This window comes from Pseudomonas cavernae, from assembly GCF_003595175.1.
Classification (GTDB): Bacteria; Pseudomonadota; Gammaproteobacteria; order Pseudomonadales; family Pseudomonadaceae; genus Aquipseudomonas; species Aquipseudomonas cavernae.
Genome location: NZ_CP032419.1, coordinates 3341421 through 3362680 on the forward strand (window position 1 = coordinate 3341421; position 21260 = coordinate 3362680).

At 64.5% G+C, this 21260-nt stretch carries 17 protein-coding genes and 1 pseudogene; 10 read left to right on the forward strand and 8 right to left on the reverse strand.

The genetic code is table 11. The features are described 5' to 3' along the window. Positions 1–16 precede the first annotated feature (16 nt). On the forward strand, positions 17–2173 hold the full coding sequence (locus D3880_RS15165) for a type I secretion system permease/ATPase (RefSeq protein WP_119894272.1): 2157 nt from the start codon (positions 17–19) through the stop codon (positions 2171–2173). Between the two features lie 9 nt (positions 2174–2182). Then, entirely contained in the window at positions 2183–3541 is a 1359-nt protein-coding gene (locus D3880_RS15170) for an HlyD family type I secretion periplasmic adaptor subunit (protein ID WP_119894273.1), read from the forward strand. A gap of 66 nt (positions 3542–3607) precedes the next feature. Here D3880_RS15170 and D3880_RS15175 read toward each other — a convergent pair. Next, positions 3608–3691: pseudogene (locus D3880_RS15175) on the reverse strand (DTW domain-containing protein); the annotation flags it as partial. A gap of 477 nt (positions 3692–4168) precedes the next feature. On the opposite strand from D3880_RS15175, the gene D3880_RS15180 reads away from it, so the two are divergent. Beyond that, positions 4169–5488, forward strand: coding sequence for an NHL repeat-containing protein (locus tag D3880_RS15180; protein ID WP_177412177.1), 1320 nt, complete (start codon positions 4169–4171; stop codon positions 5486–5488). Between the two features lie 187 nt (positions 5489–5675). Here the strand turns inward: D3880_RS15180 and D3880_RS15185 are convergent, their stop codons facing one another. Continuing rightward, the gene (locus D3880_RS15185) at positions 5676–6284 is read right to left on the reverse strand and encodes a tRNA-uridine aminocarboxypropyltransferase (protein ID WP_119894274.1); all 609 of its coding nucleotides are present in this window, start codon (positions 6282–6284) and stop codon (positions 5676–5678) included. Positions 6285–6351: 67 nt separating this feature from the next. Here D3880_RS15185 and D3880_RS15190 point away from each other — a divergent pair, with 67 nt between their 5' ends. Beyond that, positions 6352–6756 (forward strand): SRPBCC family protein, encoded by a 405-nt coding sequence (locus D3880_RS15190; RefSeq protein ID WP_119894275.1) that lies wholly within the window; start codon positions 6352–6354, stop codon positions 6754–6756. A 93-nt stretch (positions 6757–6849) separates the two neighbouring features. On the opposite strand, the gene trhA is transcribed toward D3880_RS15190, so the two are convergent. Further along, positions 6850–7467: a PAQR family membrane homeostasis protein TrhA gene (trhA, locus tag D3880_RS15195; RefSeq protein ID WP_119894276.1), complete on the reverse strand. Its 618-nt coding sequence runs from the start codon at positions 7465–7467 to the stop codon at positions 6850–6852. Positions 7468–7890: 423 nt separating this feature from the next. Next, on the reverse strand, positions 7891–8226 hold the full coding sequence (locus D3880_RS15200; RefSeq protein WP_119894277.1) for a hypothetical protein: 336 nt from the start codon (positions 8224–8226) through the stop codon (positions 7891–7893). A gap of 341 nt (positions 8227–8567) precedes the next feature. On the opposite strand from D3880_RS15200, the gene D3880_RS15205 reads away from it, so the two are divergent. Beyond that, positions 8568–9239, forward strand: a complete 672-nt coding sequence (locus tag D3880_RS15205; RefSeq protein ID WP_119894278.1) for a glutathione S-transferase family protein — start codon at positions 8568–8570, stop codon at positions 9237–9239. Positions 9240–9297: 58 nt separating this feature from the next. Here the strand turns inward: D3880_RS15205 and D3880_RS15210 are convergent, their stop codons facing one another. From D3880_RS15210 to D3880_RS15225, 4 genes are all read right to left on the reverse strand, one after another. Then, the gene (locus tag D3880_RS15210; protein ID WP_119894279.1) at positions 9298–10269 is read right to left on the reverse strand and encodes an IS110 family RNA-guided transposase; all 972 of its coding nucleotides are present in this window, start codon (positions 10267–10269) and stop codon (positions 9298–9300) included. Between the two features lie 427 nt (positions 10270–10696). Next, on the reverse strand, positions 10697–10996 hold the full coding sequence (locus D3880_RS15215; RefSeq protein ID WP_119894280.1) for a protealysin inhibitor emfourin: 300 nt from the start codon (positions 10994–10996) through the stop codon (positions 10697–10699). Positions 10997–11020: 24 nt separating this feature from the next. Then, complete coding sequence (locus D3880_RS15220) at positions 11021–12088, reverse strand: M4 family metallopeptidase (protein WP_119894281.1); 1068 nt, start codon at positions 12086–12088, stop codon at positions 11021–11023. A gap of 177 nt (positions 12089–12265) precedes the next feature. Further along, complete coding sequence (locus D3880_RS15225; protein ID WP_119894282.1) at positions 12266–13159, reverse strand: LysR family transcriptional regulator; 894 nt, start codon at positions 13157–13159, stop codon at positions 12266–12268. Positions 13160–13509: 350 nt separating this feature from the next. Between D3880_RS15225 and speB the strand changes: the two genes are divergently transcribed. From speB to D3880_RS15250, 5 genes are all read left to right on the forward strand, one after another. Beyond that, on the forward strand, positions 13510–14469 hold the full coding sequence (gene speB / locus D3880_RS15230) for an agmatinase (RefSeq protein WP_119894283.1): 960 nt from the start codon (positions 13510–13512) through the stop codon (positions 14467–14469). Between the two features lie 303 nt (positions 14470–14772). Continuing rightward, positions 14773–16158, forward strand: a complete 1386-nt coding sequence (locus D3880_RS15235) for a sodium:solute symporter family protein (protein WP_119894284.1) — start codon at positions 14773–14775, stop codon at positions 16156–16158. 203 nt (positions 16159–16361) lie between these two features. Then, on the forward strand, positions 16362–17960 hold the full coding sequence (locus tag D3880_RS15240; protein WP_119894285.1) for a 5-guanidino-2-oxopentanoate decarboxylase: 1599 nt from the start codon (positions 16362–16364) through the stop codon (positions 17958–17960). A 531-nt stretch (positions 17961–18491) separates the two neighbouring features. After that, a complete protein-coding gene (locus D3880_RS15245) occupies positions 18492–20300 on the forward strand; it encodes a multicopper oxidase family protein (protein ID WP_338014425.1) in 1809 nt (602 codons plus the stop codon). Between the two features lie 42 nt (positions 20301–20342). Continuing rightward, positions 20343–20966, forward strand: coding sequence for an SCO family protein (locus D3880_RS15250; RefSeq protein WP_119895750.1), 624 nt, complete (start codon positions 20343–20345; stop codon positions 20964–20966). Positions 20967–21260 lie beyond the last annotated feature (294 nt).

The window sequence follows — 21260 nt, forward strand, 5'->3', positions numbered from 1 at the left end:
AACCTGGGAGTAGTCCATGACTAGCATGGAATTGGCCGGCTCCGCCGATCTGCGGCTCAGCCATGACGACCCGTTACTCGATGGCCTGTTGATCCTCTGCAAGCTGCACGGCTGCCTGGCCAGCCGCAGCAGCCTGAGTGCCGGCCTGCCCTTGCCCATGCAGCGCCTGAGCGCCGACCTGCTGCCGCGCGCCGCCGCGCGCGCCGGTTTGCAGGGGCGACTGCTGCGCCGCGAACTCAAGTCCATCTCCCCGCTCAACCTGCCGGTGCTGCTACTGCTCAAGGGCGGCCGCAGCGCCGTACTGCGCCAGTGGGGCAGCCAGGAGCTGGCGCTGATCCTGCCCTGCGAGGCCGACGGTGGCGAGCAATGGGTAACCAACGAGCAACTGGCCGCCGAGTACAGCGGCCAGGCGCTGTTCGCCCGCCCGCGGCATGAGCTGGAAGAGCTGCGCACGCCGCTGCTGCCGCGGATCGAGGCCTGGTTCCGCGACACCCTCAAGCTGTCGCGCTGGCTGTACACCGACTCGATCCTGGCCAGCCTGCTGATCAACCTGCTGGGTATGCTGATGCCGCTGTTCGTCATGCAGACCTACGACCGCGTGGTGCCCAACCAGGCCACCGCGACGCTCTGGGTGTTGGCCATCGGCCTGTTGCTCGGCACCCTGTTCGAGTTGCTGCTGCGCGTGCTGCGCGCGCACCTGCTGGACCTTGCCGGCAAGAAGACCGACGTGGTGCTCTCCGCCACCCTGTTCGAGCGCATCACCGGCATGGCGCTGAAGGCCCGCCCGGCCAGCGTCGGCGGCTTCGCCCAGAGCATCCATGACTTCCAGGGCCTGCGCGAATTCCTCACCGCGGTAACCCTGACCAGCATCATCGACCTGCCCTTCGCCCTGCTGATGATCCTGGTGATCGGCCTGCTCGGCGGCTGGCTGGTGGTCATCCCGCTGCTCGCCTTCCCGCTCACCATCGGCTTCGCCGCGCTGATCCAGACCCGTCTGCGCGACACCGTGGAGAAGAGCCTGAGCCTCGGCGCCGCCCGCCAGGCGCTGCTGATCGAAACCCTCGGCGGCCTGGAAACCCTGAAGGCCTGCGGCGCCGAAAGCGAGCGCCAGCACCAATGGGAATCGACCCACGGCGCCCTCACCCGCCTGGACGCCCACGCGCGCTTCCTCTCCGCCCTGGCCACCAACGGCACGCTGTTCATCCAGCAGTTCTCCGGCATGGCCACCATCGTCGCCGGGGTCTACGCCATCATCGCCGGCGACCTCAGCGTCGGTGCCCTGGTCGCCACCTACATGCTCGGCAGCCGCGTGCTCGCCCCGCTCGGGCAGATCGCCGGGTTGATCACCCGCTACCAGCAGGCGCAGCTGACCATGCAGAGCACCGACGCGCTGATGGCCCTGCCGCAGGAGCGTCAGGCCAAACAGCGGCCGCTGGAGCGCACCGTGCTGCGCGGCGATCTGGCGGTCAGCCAGGTGACCTTCAGCTATCCGGGGCAGAACACGCCGGCGCTGGCCAATGTCAGCCTGCAGCTGCGCGCCGGCGAACGGATCGGCATCATCGGCCGCAGCGGCTCCGGCAAGAGCACCCTGGCACGCCTGCTGATGGGCTTCTACAGCCCGGACCAAGGCCAGCTGCTGCTCGACGGCCTCGACCTGCGCCAGCTCGACGTCGCCGACCTGCGCCAACAGATCGGCTATGTCGCCCACGACCTGCCGTTGCTGGCCGGCAGCCTGCGCGACAACCTGACCCTCGGCGCCCGCTACGTCAGCGACGCGCGCATGCTCGAAGTGGCGGATCTCACCGGCGTTAGCGAACTGGCCCGCCAGCATCCGCAAGGTTTCGACCGCCCGGTCGGCGAACGCGGCCAACTGCTCTCCGGCGGCCAGCGCCAGGCCGTGCTGTTGGCCCGCGCGCTGCTGCTCGACCCGCCGATCCTGCTGCTCGACGAACCCACCAGCGCCATGGACAACTCCAGCGAAGAGGTGCTGCGCGCGCGCCTGCAAACCTGGGTGCAAGGCAAAACCCTGCTGCTGATTACTCACCGCAGCTCGATGCTCAGCCTGGTCGATCGCCTGCTGGTGCTGGACAACGGCCACATCGTTGCCGATGGGCCGAAAGACTCGGTGATCGAAGCACTGCGCAAGGGCCGCATCGGCCCGGCGCCGGTATAGGAGCCAGGCATGGCGATGATCCAAGCCGTACGCGGCTACTTCGCTGGCCTGCGCCGGCACCGGCAGGACACCGAGTTCATGCCGGAAGTCGAGGGCGCGATGCTGGAAGACTCGCCCTGGCTGGCGCGCATCACCGTCTGGGTGGTGGCCGTGCTGCTCCTGGTGGCACTGGTGTGGGCCAAGTTCGCCGTGCTGGAGGAAGTCACCAGCGGCGAAGGCAAGGCGATTCCCTCCAGCAAGGTGCAGGTCATCCAGAACCTCGAGGGTGGCATCGTCACCGAGATCTTCGTGCGCGAAGGCCAGGTGGTGAATAAGGGCGACAAGCTGCTGCGTCTGGACGACACCCGCTACCAGTCCAACAAGGGCGAAAGCGAAGCCGACCGCCTGGCCCTGATCGCTCGCGTCGAGCGCCTGGCGGCGGAAACCGAAGGCCGCGCCCTCGCCCTGCCGGAAGAAATCGCCCGTGCAGCGCCGCAACTGGCCGCCGACGAACTCGGCCTGTACGACTCGCGGCAACGCCGCCTGAGCAGCGAGCAACGCACGCTCAACGAGCAACTGCGGCAGAAGAACCAGGAACTAGCGGAATTCCGCTCGAAGCAGCAGCAATACCGCTCCAGCCTCGGGCTGCTCCAGCAGGAACTGAACATGTCCGCCCCGCTGGTGGGCACCGGCGCCATTTCCGAAGTGGAAATCCTCCGTCTGCGCCGTAGTGCCGTGGAAGTGCGCGGCTCGCTGGATGCCACCACCCTGGCGATTCCGCGCGCAGAGGCGGCGATCAACGAGATCAAGAGCAAGATCGAGGAGTCCGAGCTGGCCTTCCGCTCCGATGCCGCCAAGGATCTCAACGCAGCGCGCACCGAACTGCAGAAGATCACCGCCACCAGCGTCGCCATCGAGGACCGGGTCAGCCGCTCGACCGTGGTCTCGCCGGTGCGCGGCATCGTCAAGCAACTGAAGATCAACACCATCGGCGGCGTGGTGCAGCCGGGCAGCGACATGCTGGAAATCGTGCCGCTGGAAGACAACCTGCTGATCGAGGCGCGCGTACGCCCGCAAGACGTCGCCTTCCTGCATCCTGGGCAGAGCGCCACGGTGAAATTCACCGCCTACGACTACACCATCTATGGCGGCCTCAAGGCCAAGCTCGAACTGATCAGCGCCGACACCGTCACCGACGACAAGGGAAACAGCTTCTACCTGATCCAGGTCCGCACCGATAAGAGTCACCTGGGCACCGACCAGCACCCGCTGCTGATCATCCCCGGCATGATCGCCAACGTCGGCATCATCACCGGCGAGAAGAGCGTGCTGGATTACCTGTTGAAGCCAGTCCTGAAGGCGCGCTGGGAAGCGCTGCGCGAGCGGTAGGATGGGTTGAGCGCAGCGATACCCATCAATCCGTACCCGCATGGGTATCGCTGCGCTCAACCCATCCTACGAGTGATTGCGCCGAAAGGTCTCCTCGCCCATCGCCGCGATCTGCCCGTCGATCAATGCCTCGAACGGCGCCAGCAGCGCCGAGCCCCATAGCCCGGATGCAATCCGGGAAGCGGAGTTGCCTGCATCCAGATTGCACCCGGGCTACTTGCTAACAGTCGTTCTTCTTCGAAACTGATCCGTATCCATCCGTGCTGGACTGGCTGTGGCCCAGAAATGCCCCCATAAAATAAATAACCATAAATAACTTCCGTACCGCGCAAAATAGCCAGACGACATTACCTATTCAAAACCGTAATACTTAATATCGCCAATTGATTTTATTACCCGCCTGACACATCAAACATCCCTACTAAGCTGCATGAACGCCTTGATCAGACCAAAGCCCCACGCAAACCCCGCCAAACCATTCCGCAAAATAGAAAACCACACTAACAGTAATATCAATTCAGAATACTTAATTGCAATGGCGAATTCATTTAACACCCCGAACAACCCGAAGGAGGAAATATAAAAAACAACATTACCATGCCACCAAATTAAATTGAGGAGCGCGCCATGAACAGAAAAAGCGTGAACTTAAAAAAACATCTATTAGTACTTTGTACCGCATTTTCCTTAATGGCAGCGTTTGGCGCCCAGCCAGCTTTTAGTGCGGACATTCTCTATATCGGCGACGGGGGCGCAGGTGGGGATAGCAGTATCAAAAGATTCGATGCCGACACGGGGCAATTTCTGGATGACGATATAAACCCGGCGAACGACCCGGACGCTTTCGTGCATTCAAGTCAGAGTGTTCCACTCGCCGGCCCACGGGGGCTCCTATCATCCGGCGGCAGTCTCCTGGTCGTTAATCAAAACGTTAACCTCAATATCCCCGGAGAAGTCCTGCGCTACAACATCCAGACCGGTGAGTTCCAAGGCAAACTGGTTGCCTCTTCCGCGAAAAATTCGCCCTTCGCACCGCGTGGCATCGTTCTGAATCTTGAGAACACCTTGTATGTGGCAGACCTGGTTTCTTCAAACGGGAAATCACCCGGCAAGGTGCGTACCTATAACGCAGCCGGAACATTCCTTCGTGAACTCAAACCTGAACGGTTCCCCGCCGTGGACTGGCATCCACGCTCGGTGGTATTCGGTCCCGATGGCTTGCTCTATGTCTCTTTACGCAATCTTCGCCAGAATGGACTCGGCGGCCATGTGGTGCGCTTCTCGCCCGACGGGAAATTTGCCGGCATCTTCATCGCCGACAAGGGTGGGGTCGGCAAGCTGAACAGGCCTGAGGGCTTGGTCTTCGGGCCTGACGGACGCCTGTACATCACGAGCTTTGCGGCCGATGGCACGGATACCGACGCCATCCGCATCTACGACGGAAAAGGTCTGTTCGTCGATAAGATCGATCTATACCAGGTGGGCGAGCCACGCGCCTTTGCCCAAGCGCTCCTCTTCGGCCCTGGCGGACAACTGTTCGTCCCCATAAACAACACCGGCGAAGTACGTCGCTACGATGTGGCGAATAAGTCCTTTGTGCCTTTCGTGGCTTCTTCCGCCAGCGGTGGACCGCTGAAAGAGCCGTGGTATCTGACCTTCGGCTTCACCACCCCAACGACTCTGCAATACCAAGGCGTATCAGGCACAGGCGCTAAGCTGTTGCGCTGCTTCTGCCAAGATGGTTCGCACATTGATGTATGCGCCAACCTGGATTGCGCCTCATCTCCGGAAATGGATGCCATTTGCGGACCGGCCTGTCAGCCAAATGGTGGTGAATTGGGGACAGCATGCTTTGAAAATGACCCCGTTTGTGCTTCGCAATCTAACTCAGCAAATCAAACACTTGATCTGACTAAAAAGCCGGCTGCCGATCTGATTAAAAGATGAGGCTGCGCGTGTTTTTTTGAAAATTAACGGAGCTAAATTAGCGACATATAAAAATATCCGTGGCCCGCGCCAGCATGCAGTCAATGCCAATTGGCCAAATCCGGAATGCCCATTCAGAACGGGCATTCCGGAGTATTAAACTTATTAGCTGCCAACTCCCACCCAGGCCAACACTAGGCGCCCACATTCATTCGCCGCGTTCGGCATGATTGCGCCTAAAGGTCTCCTCGCCCATCGCCGCGATCTGCCCGTCGATCAAGGCTTCGAACGGCTGCAGCAAGGCATCGAAACGCTGCGGCGCCTCGATGATGTCCAGCGCCACGACTATCGCCTCCAGGGTCGACAGCGCGCCGGCCATCGGCGCCTTGCGCAGCCGGTAGCGCGAACTCAAGCCCGCCGGCAGGCTGACCCGCGGCAGCGTCTCAAGCAGCGGATTGCAGTGCAGCAGCTTGCGCGCCTTGCGCCAGGTGCCGTCCGGCACCACCAGCAGCAGTGGCTGCGCCTGCTGCTGCCCGGCGAACTCGGCCAGCGGCACGGCCTGCGCATCGGGGAACAGCAGGCACGGCCGATAGCCCGGCTGCGCCAGGCGCGCGGCCAGATCATCGAAGCGCTCGCCCACCACCAGCTCGGCATTACGCAGGCCAAGAGCCGCCAGCCGCGCGGTATTCAGCGCGTGTTTGACTTCGCTCGGATGCTGCAGGATCAGCAGCCGCGTGCGACTGTCGACTTGCGCAATCAGCGCGCACAGGCAATGGTTGAGCGGACGGGTACAACGGGGGCAATGTGGGCGTGACATACAAATTCTCCCGGGCCTCGCAGTGTGCCATAGGCACAGCAGCGACACCGGGCAAACGAGGCACAGCATGAGCGAACCCTTGCCGGCGCAAACCATCAGCGTACATATCCGGCGCCATGTGCAGGCGGTCTACGACTTCGCCTCGCTGCCGGCCAACTTTCCGCTCTGGGCCTCCGGGCTCGGCGGCGGCCTGCAGCAGGTCGACGGCCAATGGTTCGCCGACACCGCCCTGGGCCGCGTGCGTATCCGCTTCAGCGAAGCCAATTCCTTCGGTGTGCTCGACCACTATGTCTACCCCGCGCCCGGCATCGAGATCTATGTGCCGCTGCGGGTGATCGCCAACGGCAGCGGCTGCGATGTGGTCTTTACCCTGTTTCGCCAGCCGGGCATGGACGATGCGCAGTTCGCCGCCGATGCCGAATGGGTCCGACGCGACCTGCAAAGCCTCAAACAGTTGCTGGAAAGCCGCTAACCAAGAGCTCGCCCTGCCCTATGAGATAACTGCAGCGCGATCAACCGCGCGGGTCGCCCCCGCCCCCCACGGCGAGAACAGGCGAGCCTGGGGTCACAAGACATAGAACCAGATCGCGACAAAGTGCAGCACGCTCCCGGCAACGACAAACAGGTGCCAGATGCCATGCCAATGGCGGAAGCGGTTGTCGAAGGCAAAGAAGACGATCCCGACGGTATAGAAAGCCCCGCCGGCGGCCAACCAGCTAAAGCCCACAGGACCTAGGGCGGCGATCAGCGGCTGGACCGCCACCAGGACGATCCAGCCCATCAGCGCATAGATCACGATGGACAAAACCCGCGCCTCGGAGCGCGGTTTGAGCTCTTGCAGCATGCCGATCAGCGCTAGCCCCCAGACGATGCCGAACAGCGACCAGCCCCACGGCCCACGCAAAGTCACCAGGCAAAACGGCGTGTAGCTGCCGGCAATCAAGAGATAAATCGACAGGTGATCGAGCTTGCGCATGATCGCCTTCGCCCGCCCCTGCACGCTGTGATAGACCGTCGAGATGCTGTAGAGCAGCAGTAAGGTGGCGCCGTAGATCGCGACGCTGACGATCTTCCACGGGGAGCCATCCAGGCTCGCCGACACCAGCAGCCAGACCACGCCGATCAGGGCCAGGACCGCCCCGACCAAGTGCGTCCAGGCGTTGAGTCGTTCCCCGTGATACATGCGTTCCTAGCCTCAAGCCGCTGCACTAACCGTCTTCTCAATGTAGAGCGTGACGGCAAGGAAATACCCGGCCGGGTGAAGGGCCGCTCCGCGACGAATAAGCACCGGGTTGGCGTAATCGGGCGCGGATCGGCGTCACCGGAACGCTAGGGTCTGTTGACGTTTCGATCCGAACCGCGTTGCCGCGCCAAATGGCGCCAGGCTAGGCGCGGGACGCAGGGAATGGTCGTTCCCTTGCCAAGTCCCGCAACGACGCATGGCGCCATTTGCCGCGCAACCCGAAGGGACGGGCCTGTTTTTGCGCGGTGCCGCGTTGCTCATCGTTCATTTGGAATACCAAACCACTCTCCTCGCGCCTTGCCCCGCGCAAAAACAGGCTCCGCCGCGGCCGGAGCGAAACGTCAACAGACCCTAGAGGCGCGGTTAGGACGCCGACACCGTCCAGGTGATGAAACCCGCGTTGACGGCGGTGAAGACCAGCGCAATCAGGAAGAGTGCATCGGCTACCCGTTCGATTCGATAGTTGCGCCGAGTCTTGCGCGTGCGCAGGCTCCAGTACGCGATCAACGCAGCGGCCAGGTAGATCATGGCGTTGGCGGCCAGGAGATCATCGCCGAGCAGGTTCACCTTGCGCAGGGTCAGCACCACCTGAAGGATACCGATGACGGTGATGCATACCCCCACCATGGCGGCCGAAGCCGAGAATATATGCACGCAGATGTCGTCATCGAGCGTGGTCGGTTGCTGTTGTGGCTTCATAGGGGCTGCACCTTCCAGTCGCGGACAGGATTGGGGAGACCGTGCGGAATCACCATAGCGGTGAACGCGCCTTTCGACGAGCGCCCACCCTGGGGCTCCCGGCTCGACGCGGCCCGAAGCAGGCAGGCGACTCGCAGAAAAAATCGTCAACGGCAGCGGCTGCGCTGTGGTCTTTACTCTGTTTCGTCAACCGGGCATGAACGACGCCCAGTTCACCGCCGATGCCGCATGGCTCCGGCACGACCCGCAAAGCCTCAAGCAACTCTTGAAACGCCGCTGAACACTCACCCAAGAGCCGCACCCCAAAGCCGCACCCAGGGGCCACACCAAGGAGCCGCACGATGATCGTCGTCCACCACCTCAACAATTCCCGCTCGCAGCGCGTGCTCTGGCTGCTGGAGGAACTGGGCCTGCCCTACGAGATCAAGCACTACCAGCGCGACCCGCGGACCATGCTGGCCCCGCCCGCACTGCGCGCCGTGCATCCGCTGGGCAAGTCGCCGGTGATCAGCGACGGCGAGCTGACCCTGGCCGAGTCCGGCGCCATCCTCGAATACCTGGTGGAACGCTACGGCAACGGCCAGCTGCAACCCGCCGCCGGCACGCCCGAGCGCCTGCGCTACCGCTACTGGCTGCACTATGCCGAGGGCTCGGCCATGCCGCCCTTGCTGCTCAAGCTGGTGTTCGACCGCATCGAGCAGGGGCCGCTACCGTTCTTCATCCGCCCGATCGCCAAGGCCATCGCCGGCAAAGCCAAGAGCAGCTTCATCCAGCCGCAGATCAACCAGCACTTGGACTATCTGGAAGGGGAACTGGGCAAGAGCCCGTGGTTCACCGGCGAGGCGTTCAGCGCCGCCGACATCCAGATGAGCTTCCCGTTGGAGGCCGCGCAGGCGCGCGGTGGGCTGAACGCCAGCCGGCCGAAGCTGAATGACTTCCTGCAGCGCATCCACGCTCGTCCGGCCTACCAGCGCGCGCTGGAAAAGGGTGGGCCATACCAGCTGCTCGGTTGAGGCAGGCAGAAACAAGGAGCATTGGCAATGCGCTGATTCGTAGATACCGTCTTGTCACTCAGTGGGCAAGGGCCAGGCGAGCATCAAAGGGTTGGCCCGACTTGAGTACGCCATAGGCGATGTGCAGCAGTTTGCGCATCGCCGCGCAGACGATCTGCTTGCCGGCTTTGCCGCGGGCTCGCAGGCGCTGTGCCAAGGCTTTGATCGCCGGCTTGTGGCTCAGCGAGACGACCGCCGGCATGTACAGGCCGGTGCGCAGACGAGCCGAGCCCACGCGGGAGATGCGCACGCGGCCCTGGTACTGGCCCGACTCCTGCAGCTTCGGGTTCAACCCGGCGAACGCGGTGATCGCCCGGACATTCTTGAACTGTAGCGGATCGCCCAGCTCCGCCAGGAGCAAGGCGGCCGTCTGCTCGCCGATGCCATCGATGCTGACCAGCAGATCGCGCTTACCGCGCAGGTCCGGATCGTCATCGATGTGTGCCCGGATGGCCTGCAGGGTCTCGGCAATCTGCTGCTCGACATGCTCCAACACCGAACGGATCGAATCCTGCACGCTGGCATCGGCGACATCCAGGCGATTGCGCTCCATCTGCTCAATCTCCTTGAGGTCCTGCAGACGCCGCACCAACGCGCGCAGGCGGCGTATCGCCGGTGGCTCGGGCTGCCAGGCGCGTAGCTCATCCACGTGCCGCTGGCCGTAGCTGGCCATCAGCTTGGCGTCGACCTGGTCCGTCTTGACCCGCTGCAGCTGGCTCCGGGCGTAGCTGGCAAGCTGCGCGGGATTCATCACACAGACCCGGTAGCTCAGGCCGTGCAGGTGTTCGGCCAGCGCCTCGTGATAGGTGCCGGTGGCCTCCATCACGATCCAGGCACCCGGCTCGGCGTACTGCTGCAGCCACTCCTGTAGTACCTGGAAACCCGCGGCGTTATTGGCCAGCTTGGCCTTGGTGCGGTACTTGCCATTCGCCTGCAGGGTGGCGATGTCGAAACTGTGCTTGGCGATGTCGATGCCGACGATGCTGAACATGAAGACTCCTCAGCTAATCCATTCAGGATGATCATCACTGCACCCGGCCCTACCTTGTGAATGCGAGCTCTCACCTGTGGTGGGCCCTAGATACCGTTCGGACTGTTCGAGTGAGTGTGGAGGGCTGGAGCACTATCTACAAAGCTGGCTCGAGGCCTTAGGGTGGGTACGACTTCCAGGCCCTCCCCCGATGATCAGTCGGGGACTATCCCCCTCACGGGACGATAGTCGAGATACAAGGGTGGGTTAGCCATAGGCCTAACCCACCAATCCTGCTGGACCCCGGAGTCCAGGGCAGCAGCGCTGGTGGGTTACGCCGCTACGCGGCTAACCCACCCTACGAAAGCGGCGTTCAACGCTTAACAAGCGCATAGCCCTGGAAAGGGGGCAGACCGAAGCCAGGAACTTTGGCACGGGGCCGCGGCATTCAGCCGAGGCCTTGCGGCCGCGCGCGCTTTTTCAGGAAACCGACCAAGAGCCGGGCGGAGGACGGCAGGCTCAAGTCATCGAACGCGACCGAGACCGGGCTCTCGTCTTCGATGGTGATTTCGTACTGCTGAACATCCCTGGCCTGCGCGGAGAAATAGACGCCCGAGCTGGCGATGCCGCTCGCCTTGACCAGACGTTGGAGTTCTTGCGCCTCATCCTGGTCAAGGACGGCGGTGTCGAGCACGCAGCCTTTGACTACCCCGACGAACCCACCTGATTGCACAAAGTGGACTTTCATTCATCTGTCCTCGACGGCCACTCATTACACCTGGATGCCAACCTGTTTCCACGCGGCCTTGACCGCCTTTTTCGCCACCGCGCCGTATTTCGGCATGCCGGCGATTTGCACGCTCACCCGGGCGCAATCGACAAACTGGCTGGACGAGGTGAGTTGCACCAGGGTCTCGTACCAGATCCGCCCGGCGACGTCCCAGGCATTGCCGCCGAGCGCCTTGGCCACCAGCACGAAAGCCCGGTTGGGAATCCCCGAGTTGATGTGCACGCCGCCGTTATCCCGCGGGCCAGTATAGAGCTTGGACATGTGCGCCGGCTGGGGGTCATTGCCCAGCTCGGGGTCGTTGACGAACGCCGTGCCGGGCTTCTCCATGTCGCGAATCCCGCGCCGGGTGGGCGCCGGCACCAGCACCTCGGCGCCGATCAGCCAACTGGCATCAGCGGCCGTCTCGCCGTGCCTCCACTGCCGCACCAGGATGCCGAACACATCGGCAAAGTGCTCATTGAGCGCGCCCGACTGACCGAAGTAACTCAGGTTGCTGGTGAACGACTGGACCCCGTGGCTCAGCTCGTGGCCGATGACCTCCAAGGAGCGGGTGAAGCGTTGGAAGATGCTGCCATCACCATCGCCGTAGGCCATTTGCTGGCCATTCCAGAAGGCGTTGTTCATCGGCGTGAACTCGCCACAGTAATCCACCTCGGCGACGTGCACGGTGGAAATCAGGCTCATGCCGTTGGCGTCGAGCGAGTTGCGCTGGAACAATTCATGGAAGAAATCGTAGGTATCCCCGGAGCCGTCGTAAGCCTCGTTCACCGCCGGATCGGCCACACCGTTCTGGCCTTCGGCGCGGACCAGCGCGCCGGGCAACTGGTCCGTGTGCCCGGCGTCATAGACCAGCCGGTGCTTGCTGCGCGCGGGCGACATGGTCGCCAGCAAGCCCGGCATGGCCTGGGCCGTGGTGCGCACGGCACGGAACGTCTTGCTCGCGGCGAGGTTGGCGATCGCCCGGCAGCGCACCTCCGGGTCGGCCGACTGGGCCAGGTGCTCGATGATGTACGGCGGGATGATGCAGTGGAGCGGATCACGTGCGCACATGGGCAACCCTCCTCGTGTGGAACGGGTGACAGCCGACCAACACACTGCGCCCGCGTGGCGCCCTGTCTGGGCCGGGCCCTGCCGAGGCTTAGTGAATATATAGGACGAGCGCGGCGGAAAACCCAATCGGCCGGCGATGGCGCCCACTCAGTTGCGCCCTGGCTGAACTAAGCGGCTTTAGCTCTGATTGAGCTGCGCCTTGAGCAAATCGCGAAAGGTCTGGATCAAGGGCTCGCGCGAGCGGCCGCGGCGCAGGATCAGGGAAAACGGCGCCTGGTAGCCGAAGGTCGCCGGCAGCAGCACACGTAAGCGTTCCTGTTCGACCCAGGGTTGCGCGTAATGCTCGGGCAGGTAGCCGATGTAGGCGCCGGACAGCACCAGAATCAGTTGCGCCTCCATCGATTCCACCGTCGCCGCGCTGTGCTTGAAGCCGTGGCGGGCCAGTTCGGCCTGGCTCCAGTAGCCGCGGCCGACCATGCGCTGCTGGGTGATGACTTCGGCGGGGATGCGCCGTTCGGCGAACAGCGGATGGCGTTCGCTGCAGTACAGCCAGTGCTGCTCGCGGTACAGCGGCTGGTAGACCAGGCCGTTCATGCGCGTGGAGAAGGCGCCGATGGCCAGATCCAGGCGGTTGTCGAGCACGCCCAGTTGCAGTTCGTAGGGGCTCATCACCGACAGGTGCAGGTGCACCGCCGCGTGCTCCTGGCTGTAAGCGCCGATCACCTCGGCCAGCGGCAGGGCCGGGTCGCTGACGGTGGAATCGAGCACGCCGAGGTTCAAGGTGCCGCGCAGCTCGCCCTTGAGCGCCGCCGAGTAGCGCTCGAAACCTTCCAGCTCGCCGAACAGGCGCAGGGTTTCCTGGAAGAACAGCTCGCCCTTGCTGGTCAGGCTGAAGCCGCCGCGGCCGCGATGGCAGAGGCTCAGGCCCAGCTGGCTTTCCAGTTGGCTCATGTAGGTGCTGATCGCCGAGGTGGACAGGTTCAGCTCCTGCTGCGCGGCGGCGAAACCCTGGTTGCGCACCACGCTGACGAAGATGCGCAGCAGCTTGAGATCGGGCAGAGCCTGGCTCATCGGGGTCATCCGTTTGCATACATGGAAAGTTTCAGGTGGGTTAGCCGCGTAGCGGCGTAACCCAGCATCGATGCAACCAGGCATCGCCATTGCCAGCCTGACGGCCGGTCGGTGGGTTACGCCTTCGGCTAACCCACCCTACGCGAGACCATGCAAGCCACTAACTGGGACAGAGCCTTTTCGTAGGATGGGTTGAGCGCAGCGATACCCATCGACCGGCACCGACTTGAGTCTGCCATTAGTTTAGAAATCTCTGAACTAAGTTTTTGCCGCCAGCGATTTTACCCCCGCGCATCCCGGCCAAGAATCCGCCTCACCACTATTACAACCACAACACCGTGAGGCCCCCCGTGGACAAGATCCTCCACCAGCCCCTGGGCGGCAATGAAATGCCCCGTTTCGGCGGCATCGCCACCATGATGCGCCTGCCGCATATCCAGACTCCCGAACAGCTCAACGCCCTCGACGCCGCCTTCGTCGGCGTGCCGCTGGACATCGGCACCTCGCTGCGTTCCGGCACCCGCTTCGGCCCGCGCGAAATCCGCGCCGAATCCGTGATGATCCGCCCCTACAACATGGCCACCGGCGCCGCGCCGTTCGACTCGCTGAACGTGGCCGACATCGGCGACGTGGCGATCAACACCTTCAACCTGCTGGACGCCGTGCGCATCATCGAGCAGGAATACGACCGCATCCTCGACCACGGCATCGTCCCGCTGACCCTCGGCGGCGACCACACCATCACCCTGCCGATCCTGCGGGCGATCAAGAAGAAGCACGGCAAGGTCGGCCTGGTGCACATCGACGCCCATGCCGACGTCAACGACCACATGTTCGGCGAGAAGATCGCCCACGGCACCACCTTCCGCCGCGCGGTGGAGGAAGACCTGCTCGACTGCGACCGCGTGGTGCAGATCGGCCTGCGCGCCCAGGGCTACACCGCCGAGGACTTCAACTGGAGCCGCAAGCAGGGCTTTCGCGTGGTGCAGGCCGAGGAGTGCTGGCACAAGTCGCTCGCCCCGCTGATGGAGGAAGTGCGCGCCAAGGTCGACGGCGGCCCGGTGTACCTGTCGTTCGACATCGACGGTATCGACCCGGCCTGGGCGCCCGGCACCGGCACCCCGGAGATCGGTGGCCTGACCACCATCCAGGCGATCGAGATCATCCGCGGCTGCCACGGCCTGGACCTCATCGGCTGCGACCTGGTCGAGGTCTCCCCGCCCTACGACACCACCGGCAACACCTCGCTGCTCGGCGCCAACCTGCTCTACGAAATGCTCTGCGTGCTGCCCGGAGTGCAGCGGCGCTAAGAACCTGTTCAGGATCTCGAAAACTCCCCTCTCCCACTTGTGGGAGAGGGGCCGGGGGAGAGGGCTGCCGGCAACAGGCCCTCTCCCCAACCCTCTCCCGTAAACGGGAGAGGGGGTACACGAACAAAACCCCCGAGTGGAATAACCCACAAGGTGCCGCTCGCAAGGGCATAAACAGGCGCTAAACGCCAGAACCATCTATTGCGTGTGCGATGACCCGCCCGGACCAGCCAGCCTTGGGTCCGGGCACCCAGCGCTCGCCCGACGAGCGACAACAATTACAAAAGTAAGAGGGTACCCATCATGGCTTTGGATCTATTCGTCGTCCTCCTCTATGTCGCCGCCATGCTGGCGCTCGGCTGGTACGGCATGCGCCGCGCCAAGACCCGCGAGGACTACCTGGTCGCCGGGCGTAATCTCGGCCCCGGCTTCTACCTCGGCACCATGGCCGCCACCGTGCTCGGCGGTGCCTCGACCATCGGCACCGTGCGTCTCGGCTACGTCCATGGGATTTCCGGCTTCTGGCTGTGCGCCGCGCTCGGCCTGGGCATCATCGGCATCAGCCTGTTCCTCGCCAAGCCGCTGCTGAAGCTGAAGATCTACACCGTCACCCAGGTGCTGGAACGCCGCTTCAACCCCACCGCCCGCCACGCCAGCGCGGCGATCATGCTGGTCTATGCGCTGATGATCGGCGCCACCTCGACCATCGCCATCGGCACGGTGATGCAGGTGCTGTTCGGCCTGCCGTTCTGGGTTTCGATCCTGCTCGGCGGCGGCATCGTGGTGCTCTACTCCACCATCGGCGGCATGTGGTCGCTGACCCTCACCGACATCGTGCAGTTCCTGATCATGACCGTCGGCCTGATGTTCATCCTCATGCCCATGTCGATCAGCGACGCCGGCGGCTGGGATGCGCTGGTGACCAAGCTGCCGGCCAGCTATTTCGATTTCACCGCGATCGGCTGGGACACCATCGTCACCTACTTCCTGATCTACTTCTTCGGCATCTTCATTGGCCAGGACATCTGGCAGCGGGTGTTCACCGCCCGTAGCGAGAAGATCGCCAAGGTCGCCGGCTCCGTCGCCGGCATCTACTGCGTGCTCTTCGGCCTGGCCTGCGCGTTGACCGGCATGGCCGCCAAGGTTCTGCTGCCGGATCTGGACAACGTCAACAACGCCTTCGCCACCATCGTCCAGGTCAGCCTGCCGGACGGCGTCCGTGGCCTGGTCGTCGCCGCCGCCCTGGCCGCGCTGATGTCCACCGCCAGCGCCGGCCTGCTCGCCGCCTCGACCACCGCCGCCCAGGACCTGTGGCCGCTGCTCAGCGGGCGCAAGGGCGAGGAAGGCAGCGTCCACGAGAACCGCATCTTCACCCTGCTGCTGGGCCTGGTAGTGCTGGGCACCGCGCTGGTGGTCAGCGACGTGCTCAGCGCCCTGACCCTGGCCTACAACCTGTTGGTCGGCGGCATGCTGATCCCGCTGCTCGGCGCCATCTACTGGAAGCGCGCCACCACCGGCGCGGCGATCACCAGCATGGTCCTCGGCAGCCTCACCGCCGCCCTGTTCATGGTCAAGGACGGCCTGGAGGCGAACACGCCGATCTACTACAGCCTGGCCATCGGCGCCGTCAGCTTCGTCGCCATCAGCCTACTGTCGCGCCGCCCGGCCCCGGCCGCCAGCCTGGCCTGACAGTCGAGGCGCGACCCTTGGCTCCCCTCGCCCTGCTCTCATTTATGAAGAGGGGGGAGAGGAGCTGGGGGAGAGGGTAAGCGGGCAGGCAAAGGCGCTTACCTGAGCGCTCAGCCCCTCTCCCTAACCCTCTCCCCAGAGGGAAGCAAAAAGCCCTATGAGTCCGTCCAACACTAACTTGGACATAGCCTAAGGAAGACCCTATGACCACCTGCGGCGAATTCCTCGTCAAACAACTGGAAGCCTGGGGCGTCGACACCGTGTTCGGCATCCCCGGCGTGCATACCGTCGAGCTGTATCGCGGCCTGCCGGGCAGCAAGATCCGCCACATCACCCCGCGCCACGAACAGGGCGCCGGTTTCATGGCCGACGGTTACGCCAGAGTGAGCGGCAAGCCTGGCGTGTGTTTCATCATCACCGGCCCGGGGATGACCAACATCCTCACCGCCATGGCCCAGGCCTATGCCGACTCGATCCCGATGCTGGTGATCTCCAGCGTCAACGAGCGCGAGCGCCTCGGCCTGGGCAAGGGCTACCTGCACGAGCTGCCCAACCAGCGCAACCTGACGGCCGGGGTGACGGCCTTCAGCCACACCCTGATGAGCGTCGAGGAACTGCCGGCGGTGCTGGCGCGCGCCTTCGCCGTGTTCGACAGCGAGCGGCCGCGCCCGGTGCACATCGAGCTGCCGCTGGACATCATCACCGCCCCGGCCGCGCACCTGCGCGTCGTGGCCAAGCCGCAGCTGCTGCGCCCGGCGCCCAATCGCAGCCTGCTGCGCGAGGCGGCGGCGCAGTTGCGCCAGGCCAAACGGCCGCTGCTGCTGATCGGCGGCGGCTGCGTCGAGGCCGCCGCCGAAGTACGCGCGCTGGCCCAGGCCCTGGACGCGCCGACCGCGCTGACCATCAACGCCAAGGGCCTGCTGCCGGCCGAGCACCCGCTGCTGCTCGGCAGCAACCAGTCGCTGCTGCCAGTGCGCCAACTGGCGCTGGACGCCGACGTGGTCCTGGCGATCGGCACCGAGCTGGGCGAGACCGACTACGACGTGGTGTTCGACGGCGGCTTCAAGATCGGCGGCGCGCTGATCCGCATCGACATCGACGCCCAGCAACTGCTGCGCAATGCCATTGCGCAACTGGCCATCCAGGGCGATGCGCGCCTGGCCATGCGCATGCTGCTGGCCGACCTGCCGGTCGGCGAACTCAGCGCGCACAGCCCCGGCGCCCGCCGCGCCGCCAATGCACGCGCCGAGCTGGCCGAAGGCTTCAGCGGCTGGGCGCACTACCGCCAGCTGTTCGACGGCATCCTCGCCACCCTGCCGGACGCGCGCTTCGTCGGCGACTCGACGCAGACCGTGTACAGCGGCAACCATCTGGTCGAGCTGGACGGCCCACGGCGCTGGTTCAACTCCTCCACCGGCTACGGCACCCTCGGCTACGGCCTGCCGGCGGCACTCGGCGCCAAGCTGGCGGAGCCGGCGCGGCCGGTGATCTGCCTGATCGGCGACGGCGGCCTGCAGTTCAGCCTGCCGGAACTGGCCAGCGCGGTGGAGGCCAAGGTCGGCATCGTCGTGCTGCTGTGGAACAACCACGGCTATGGCGAGATCAAGCGCTACATGCAGCGCCGCGCCATCACCCCGCTCGGCGTGGACATCTACACCCCGGACTTCCTCGCCATCGCCCGGGGCTTCGGCTGCGCCGCCGAACGCGCCCGCGACCACGCCCATCTGCACGAGTTGCTACGCAGCGCACCGGCCGACCGGCCGCTGCTGATCGAGGTGCTGGAGGCGCCGCCGTTCGTGTAGTGAGCTCTTGCAGGTTGGGTTGCGGGGCGAAGCGCCGAGATACCCAAGGTGCGACGGCCCCGGAGCTTCAGGCTAGCCAATAGCCCCGGCTGCGCTGGCTATCGCTGCGCTCAACCCAACCTAGGTACCTACAAGCCCCGCGCGCCGGCCATGGGTTGCGGCGCTTGTCTCTCGATTGAATCCGACGAAAGGGCTGGCTTTCTGCCATAAGGCAATTTACGCCCCCTGAGACTTGGGCTTTAGTCTTACCGTCATTGACGTTTTGAGCGGCAGCGAAGAACGCGCCGCAGGACTGTCAGCGTCAAGCTAGCGCTGGGGAGAACAACCTCCATGGACCAAGCATTCATGTGAGGTGGGAGCGCCCAATTGGCAGCCGGGGGGTAGGTATGCCCCATGAAAAGCAAGGCTTGGAAAGCTAGGTCGAAGCGTTTTAAGGATTCAGCCGAGGGCGAAGCCAGACGCTCATTTCTCAAATTGTCCGCCGCGGCCATGGCAGCGCCGCTGCTCCTGAGAGCGCGCAACAGCGCTGCCGTGGAGTGGGTCACCACACCCCAGCCGATCTTTCCCCCCAGCCCGACCACCACGCCCTGGCTGGAGGAACTGCCCAGGCAGATCGTGCCGATCGTGCCGCTCGACCCACTAATAACCCCGCTAACCCCGAGTCCCACTGTGGAGGCGAATATAGCCGGCGGCGAAGCCGGGCGAGACCCGCACCAGCGTTACGCCGAGCTCACCACAAGGTTCGGCGCGCCGCAGCTCTATGAGTTGGAGGCCGTGGAGAATCCCGCCTGGGTGACCCATCCGGACCTGCCCTTGCAGACCGTCTGGGCCTACCGCAGAGCCACGCCCGACGCGGGCGTGCCCGCTACACCGCCGGACGCCACCGTGCCCGCCACCATCTTCGCCCGCTACGGCACGCCTATCCTCTGCCGCATCCACAACAAACTGCCGCCGGATCACGTCGGCTTCGGCAGCCCCGAGATCTCCACCCACCTGCACAATCTGCATACGCCGTCGGAGAGCGACGGCTTCCCCGGCGACTTCTACAGCCCGACTCATGCCGGGCCGACCCTGACTGCGCCCGGGGGATTCAAGGACCACTTCTACCCCAACATCTATGCCGGCTACGACGAGCAGAAAACGCCCCTCGGCGATCCGAACGAGGCCCTGGGCACGCTGTTCTTCCATGACCACACCCTGGATTTCACCGCGCCAAACGTCTACCGCGGCCTGGTCGGCTTTTACCTGCTGTTCGACGAGCTCGACTCGGGCGACGAGCGCGATCCGAACCCGGGCGCGCTGCACCTGCCGAGCCATCCCTACGACTACCCGCTGGCCTTCGGCGACCGGCGCTTCACCCCGCAGCCGGGCGGCCAGCTGTTCTTCGACCAGCTGCATGCCGAGGGCGTGCTGGGCGACAAGGTGGTGGTCAACGGCAAGGTCGAGCCGGTGTTGCCAGTCGCCAGGCGCAAGTACCGCCTGCGCCTGCTCAACAGCGGCACCAGCCGCATGTATGAGTTCTATCTGGTCACGGGGAACAATGCGGTGCAGCGCTTCGACTACATCGCCAACGACGGCAACCTGTTGCCGGAAACGCTGCGCGATCAGACCAAGGTGCGGCTTGGCGTGGCCGAGCGCGGCGACATAGTGGTGGACTTTGCCAACTACCCGATCGGCACCGAGCTCTACCTGGTCAACCGGATCCGCCAGGACAGCACCCGTGGCCCCAAGGACGTCAAGGCGCCAGGCACCCGCGTGCTCAAGTTCATCGTCGATCGCGACCCGCCTGAGCCGGACATGAGCGAGGTGCCGGACAAGCTGCGGGACTTGCCGGATCTGCCCGCCGACATCGCGGCATTGCCGGTGCGGCGCTGGGAGTTCGATCGCAAGAATGGCCTGTGGGTGGTCAACGGGCAGCTGGTCGACGTGGACAACCCGCGGGCCAAGGTCAAGCAAGGCAGCGCCGAGGTCTGGGAGTTCGTGGATGACGGCGGCGGCTGGACTCATCCCATCCACAGCCACTTCGAGGAAGGTCGCATGCTCAGCAAGACCATCGATGAGATCGAGGTGCCGGTGCCGCTGCACGAGCGCGGCCGCAAGGACGTTTTCGTGCTGGAGCAGACCATGACCATGCGGGTGCTCTTTCGCTTCCGCGATTTCAAGGGCAAATACGTCATGCACTGCCACAACGTGATCCACGAGGACCACGCGATGATGGTGCGTTGGGACATCGTGGGCGAGGGCGAGGAGGACGTGGGCGAGGACGTGAACGATGACGTCGATGTGGACGTGGACGTGGACGTGGACGTGGACGTGGACGATGACGATGACGACGACTGAACGCTGCGCGACAACGACGCTCATGAGCTTGGAGGAATGCAGATGAACACTCGCAGAAATCTATTGGCCGGCATCGGCGCCCTCGGCGCCGCCGCGCTCGGCTGGGCCGCCTGGCACGAGGCCGGCGAAGCACCGCAACGCCTTCGCAGCGCCGCCGCTGGCGGTCGCCTGCCGAACACGCCGCTCTATACCCACGAAGGCCAGGCGGTGCGCTTCTACGACGACCTGGTCCGCGACAAGGTGGTCGCCATCAACATGATGTATGCCTCGTGCACCGGGATTTGCCCGACCGCGACGGCCAACCTGCGGCTGGTGCAGCAACTGTTGGGCGAACGCCTGGGGCGCGACGTCTTCATGTACTCGATCACCCTGCAGCCCGAGTTGGACACGCCGCAGAGCCTCAAGGAATACGTCGCGCTGCACCATATCGAGCCGGGCTGGTTGTTCTTGACCGGTGCGCCCGCCGACATCGAGCAATTGCGCTACAGCCTCGGCTTCTACGACCCCGACCCGCTGGTCGACGGCAACAAGGCCAGCCACTCCGGCATGCTGCGCATCGGCAACGACGCCTATGAGCGCTGGACCATGGCGCCCGCACTGGCCACGCCCAAGCAGATCCTCGCCACCATCAATCATGTGGACAGATCCAGGGTGCACAGGGCTTAGGGCGACGGGCGACGGGGGTAGCGCGGCAGGCGTGGCTGCAGAGCGGTACCCTGGCGCAAGCCAAGCGCGGCCACGAACTGGCCTAGGGCGGCGACCAGTGGGCCGCCCGCGCCGCCGGTTCGCCACCGGCGGTGCAGTGTTCTGCGCCTGCAACGGCACCGCCGCCAACGGTCATTCCAACCCACCGCCCGCTCACCGAGGCGGGGTCGAGCGCAGCGATAGCCAACGCCACCGCGGCTATTGGCGAGCCTGAAGCACCGCAGCCGCGGCACGTTGGGATCGGCGCTTCGCGCC

Coding starts and splice junctions, on each gene's coding strand:
- D3880_RS15225 (WP_119894282.1), bottom strand. CDS start 13,159: ATGAGCCAGGCTCTGCCCGATCTCAAGCTGCTGCGCATCTTCGTCAGC.
- D3880_RS15185 (WP_119894274.1), bottom strand. CDS start 6,284: ATGTCACGCCCACATTGCCCCCGTTGTACCCGTCCGCTCAACCATTGC.
- D3880_RS15250 (WP_119895750.1), top strand. CDS start 20,343: ATGAACACTCGCAGAAATCTATTGGCCGGCATCGGCGCCCTCGGCGCC.
- D3880_RS15170 (WP_119894273.1), top strand. CDS start 2,183: ATGGCGATGATCCAAGCCGTACGCGGCTACTTCGCTGGCCTGCGCCGG.
- D3880_RS15215 (WP_119894280.1), bottom strand. CDS start 10,996: ATGAAAGTCCACTTTGTGCAATCAGGTGGGTTCGTCGGGGTAGTCAAA.
- trhA (WP_119894276.1), bottom strand. CDS start 7,467: ATGTATCACGGGGAACGACTCAACGCCTGGACGCACTTGGTCGGGGCG.
- D3880_RS15210 (WP_119894279.1), bottom strand. CDS start 10,269: ATGTTCAGCATCGTCGGCATCGACATCGCCAAGCACAGTTTCGACATC.
- D3880_RS15220 (WP_119894281.1), bottom strand. CDS start 12,088: ATGTGCGCACGTGATCCGCTCCACTGCATCATCCCGCCGTACATCATC.
- D3880_RS15205 (WP_119894278.1), top strand. CDS start 8,568: ATGATCGTCGTCCACCACCTCAACAATTCCCGCTCGCAGCGCGTGCTC.
- D3880_RS15240 (WP_119894285.1), top strand. CDS start 16,362: ATGACCACCTGCGGCGAATTCCTCGTCAAACAACTGGAAGCCTGGGGC.
- D3880_RS15235 (WP_119894284.1), top strand. CDS start 14,773: ATGGCTTTGGATCTATTCGTCGTCCTCCTCTATGTCGCCGCCATGCTG.
- D3880_RS15165 (WP_119894272.1), top strand. CDS start 17: ATGACTAGCATGGAATTGGCCGGCTCCGCCGATCTGCGGCTCAGCCAT.
- D3880_RS15190 (WP_119894275.1), top strand. CDS start 6,352: ATGAGCGAACCCTTGCCGGCGCAAACCATCAGCGTACATATCCGGCGC.
- D3880_RS15200 (WP_119894277.1), bottom strand. CDS start 8,226: ATGAAGCCACAACAGCAACCGACCACGCTCGATGACGACATCTGCGTG.
- D3880_RS15180 (WP_177412177.1), top strand. CDS start 4,169: ATGAACAGAAAAAGCGTGAACTTAAAAAAACATCTATTAGTACTTTGT.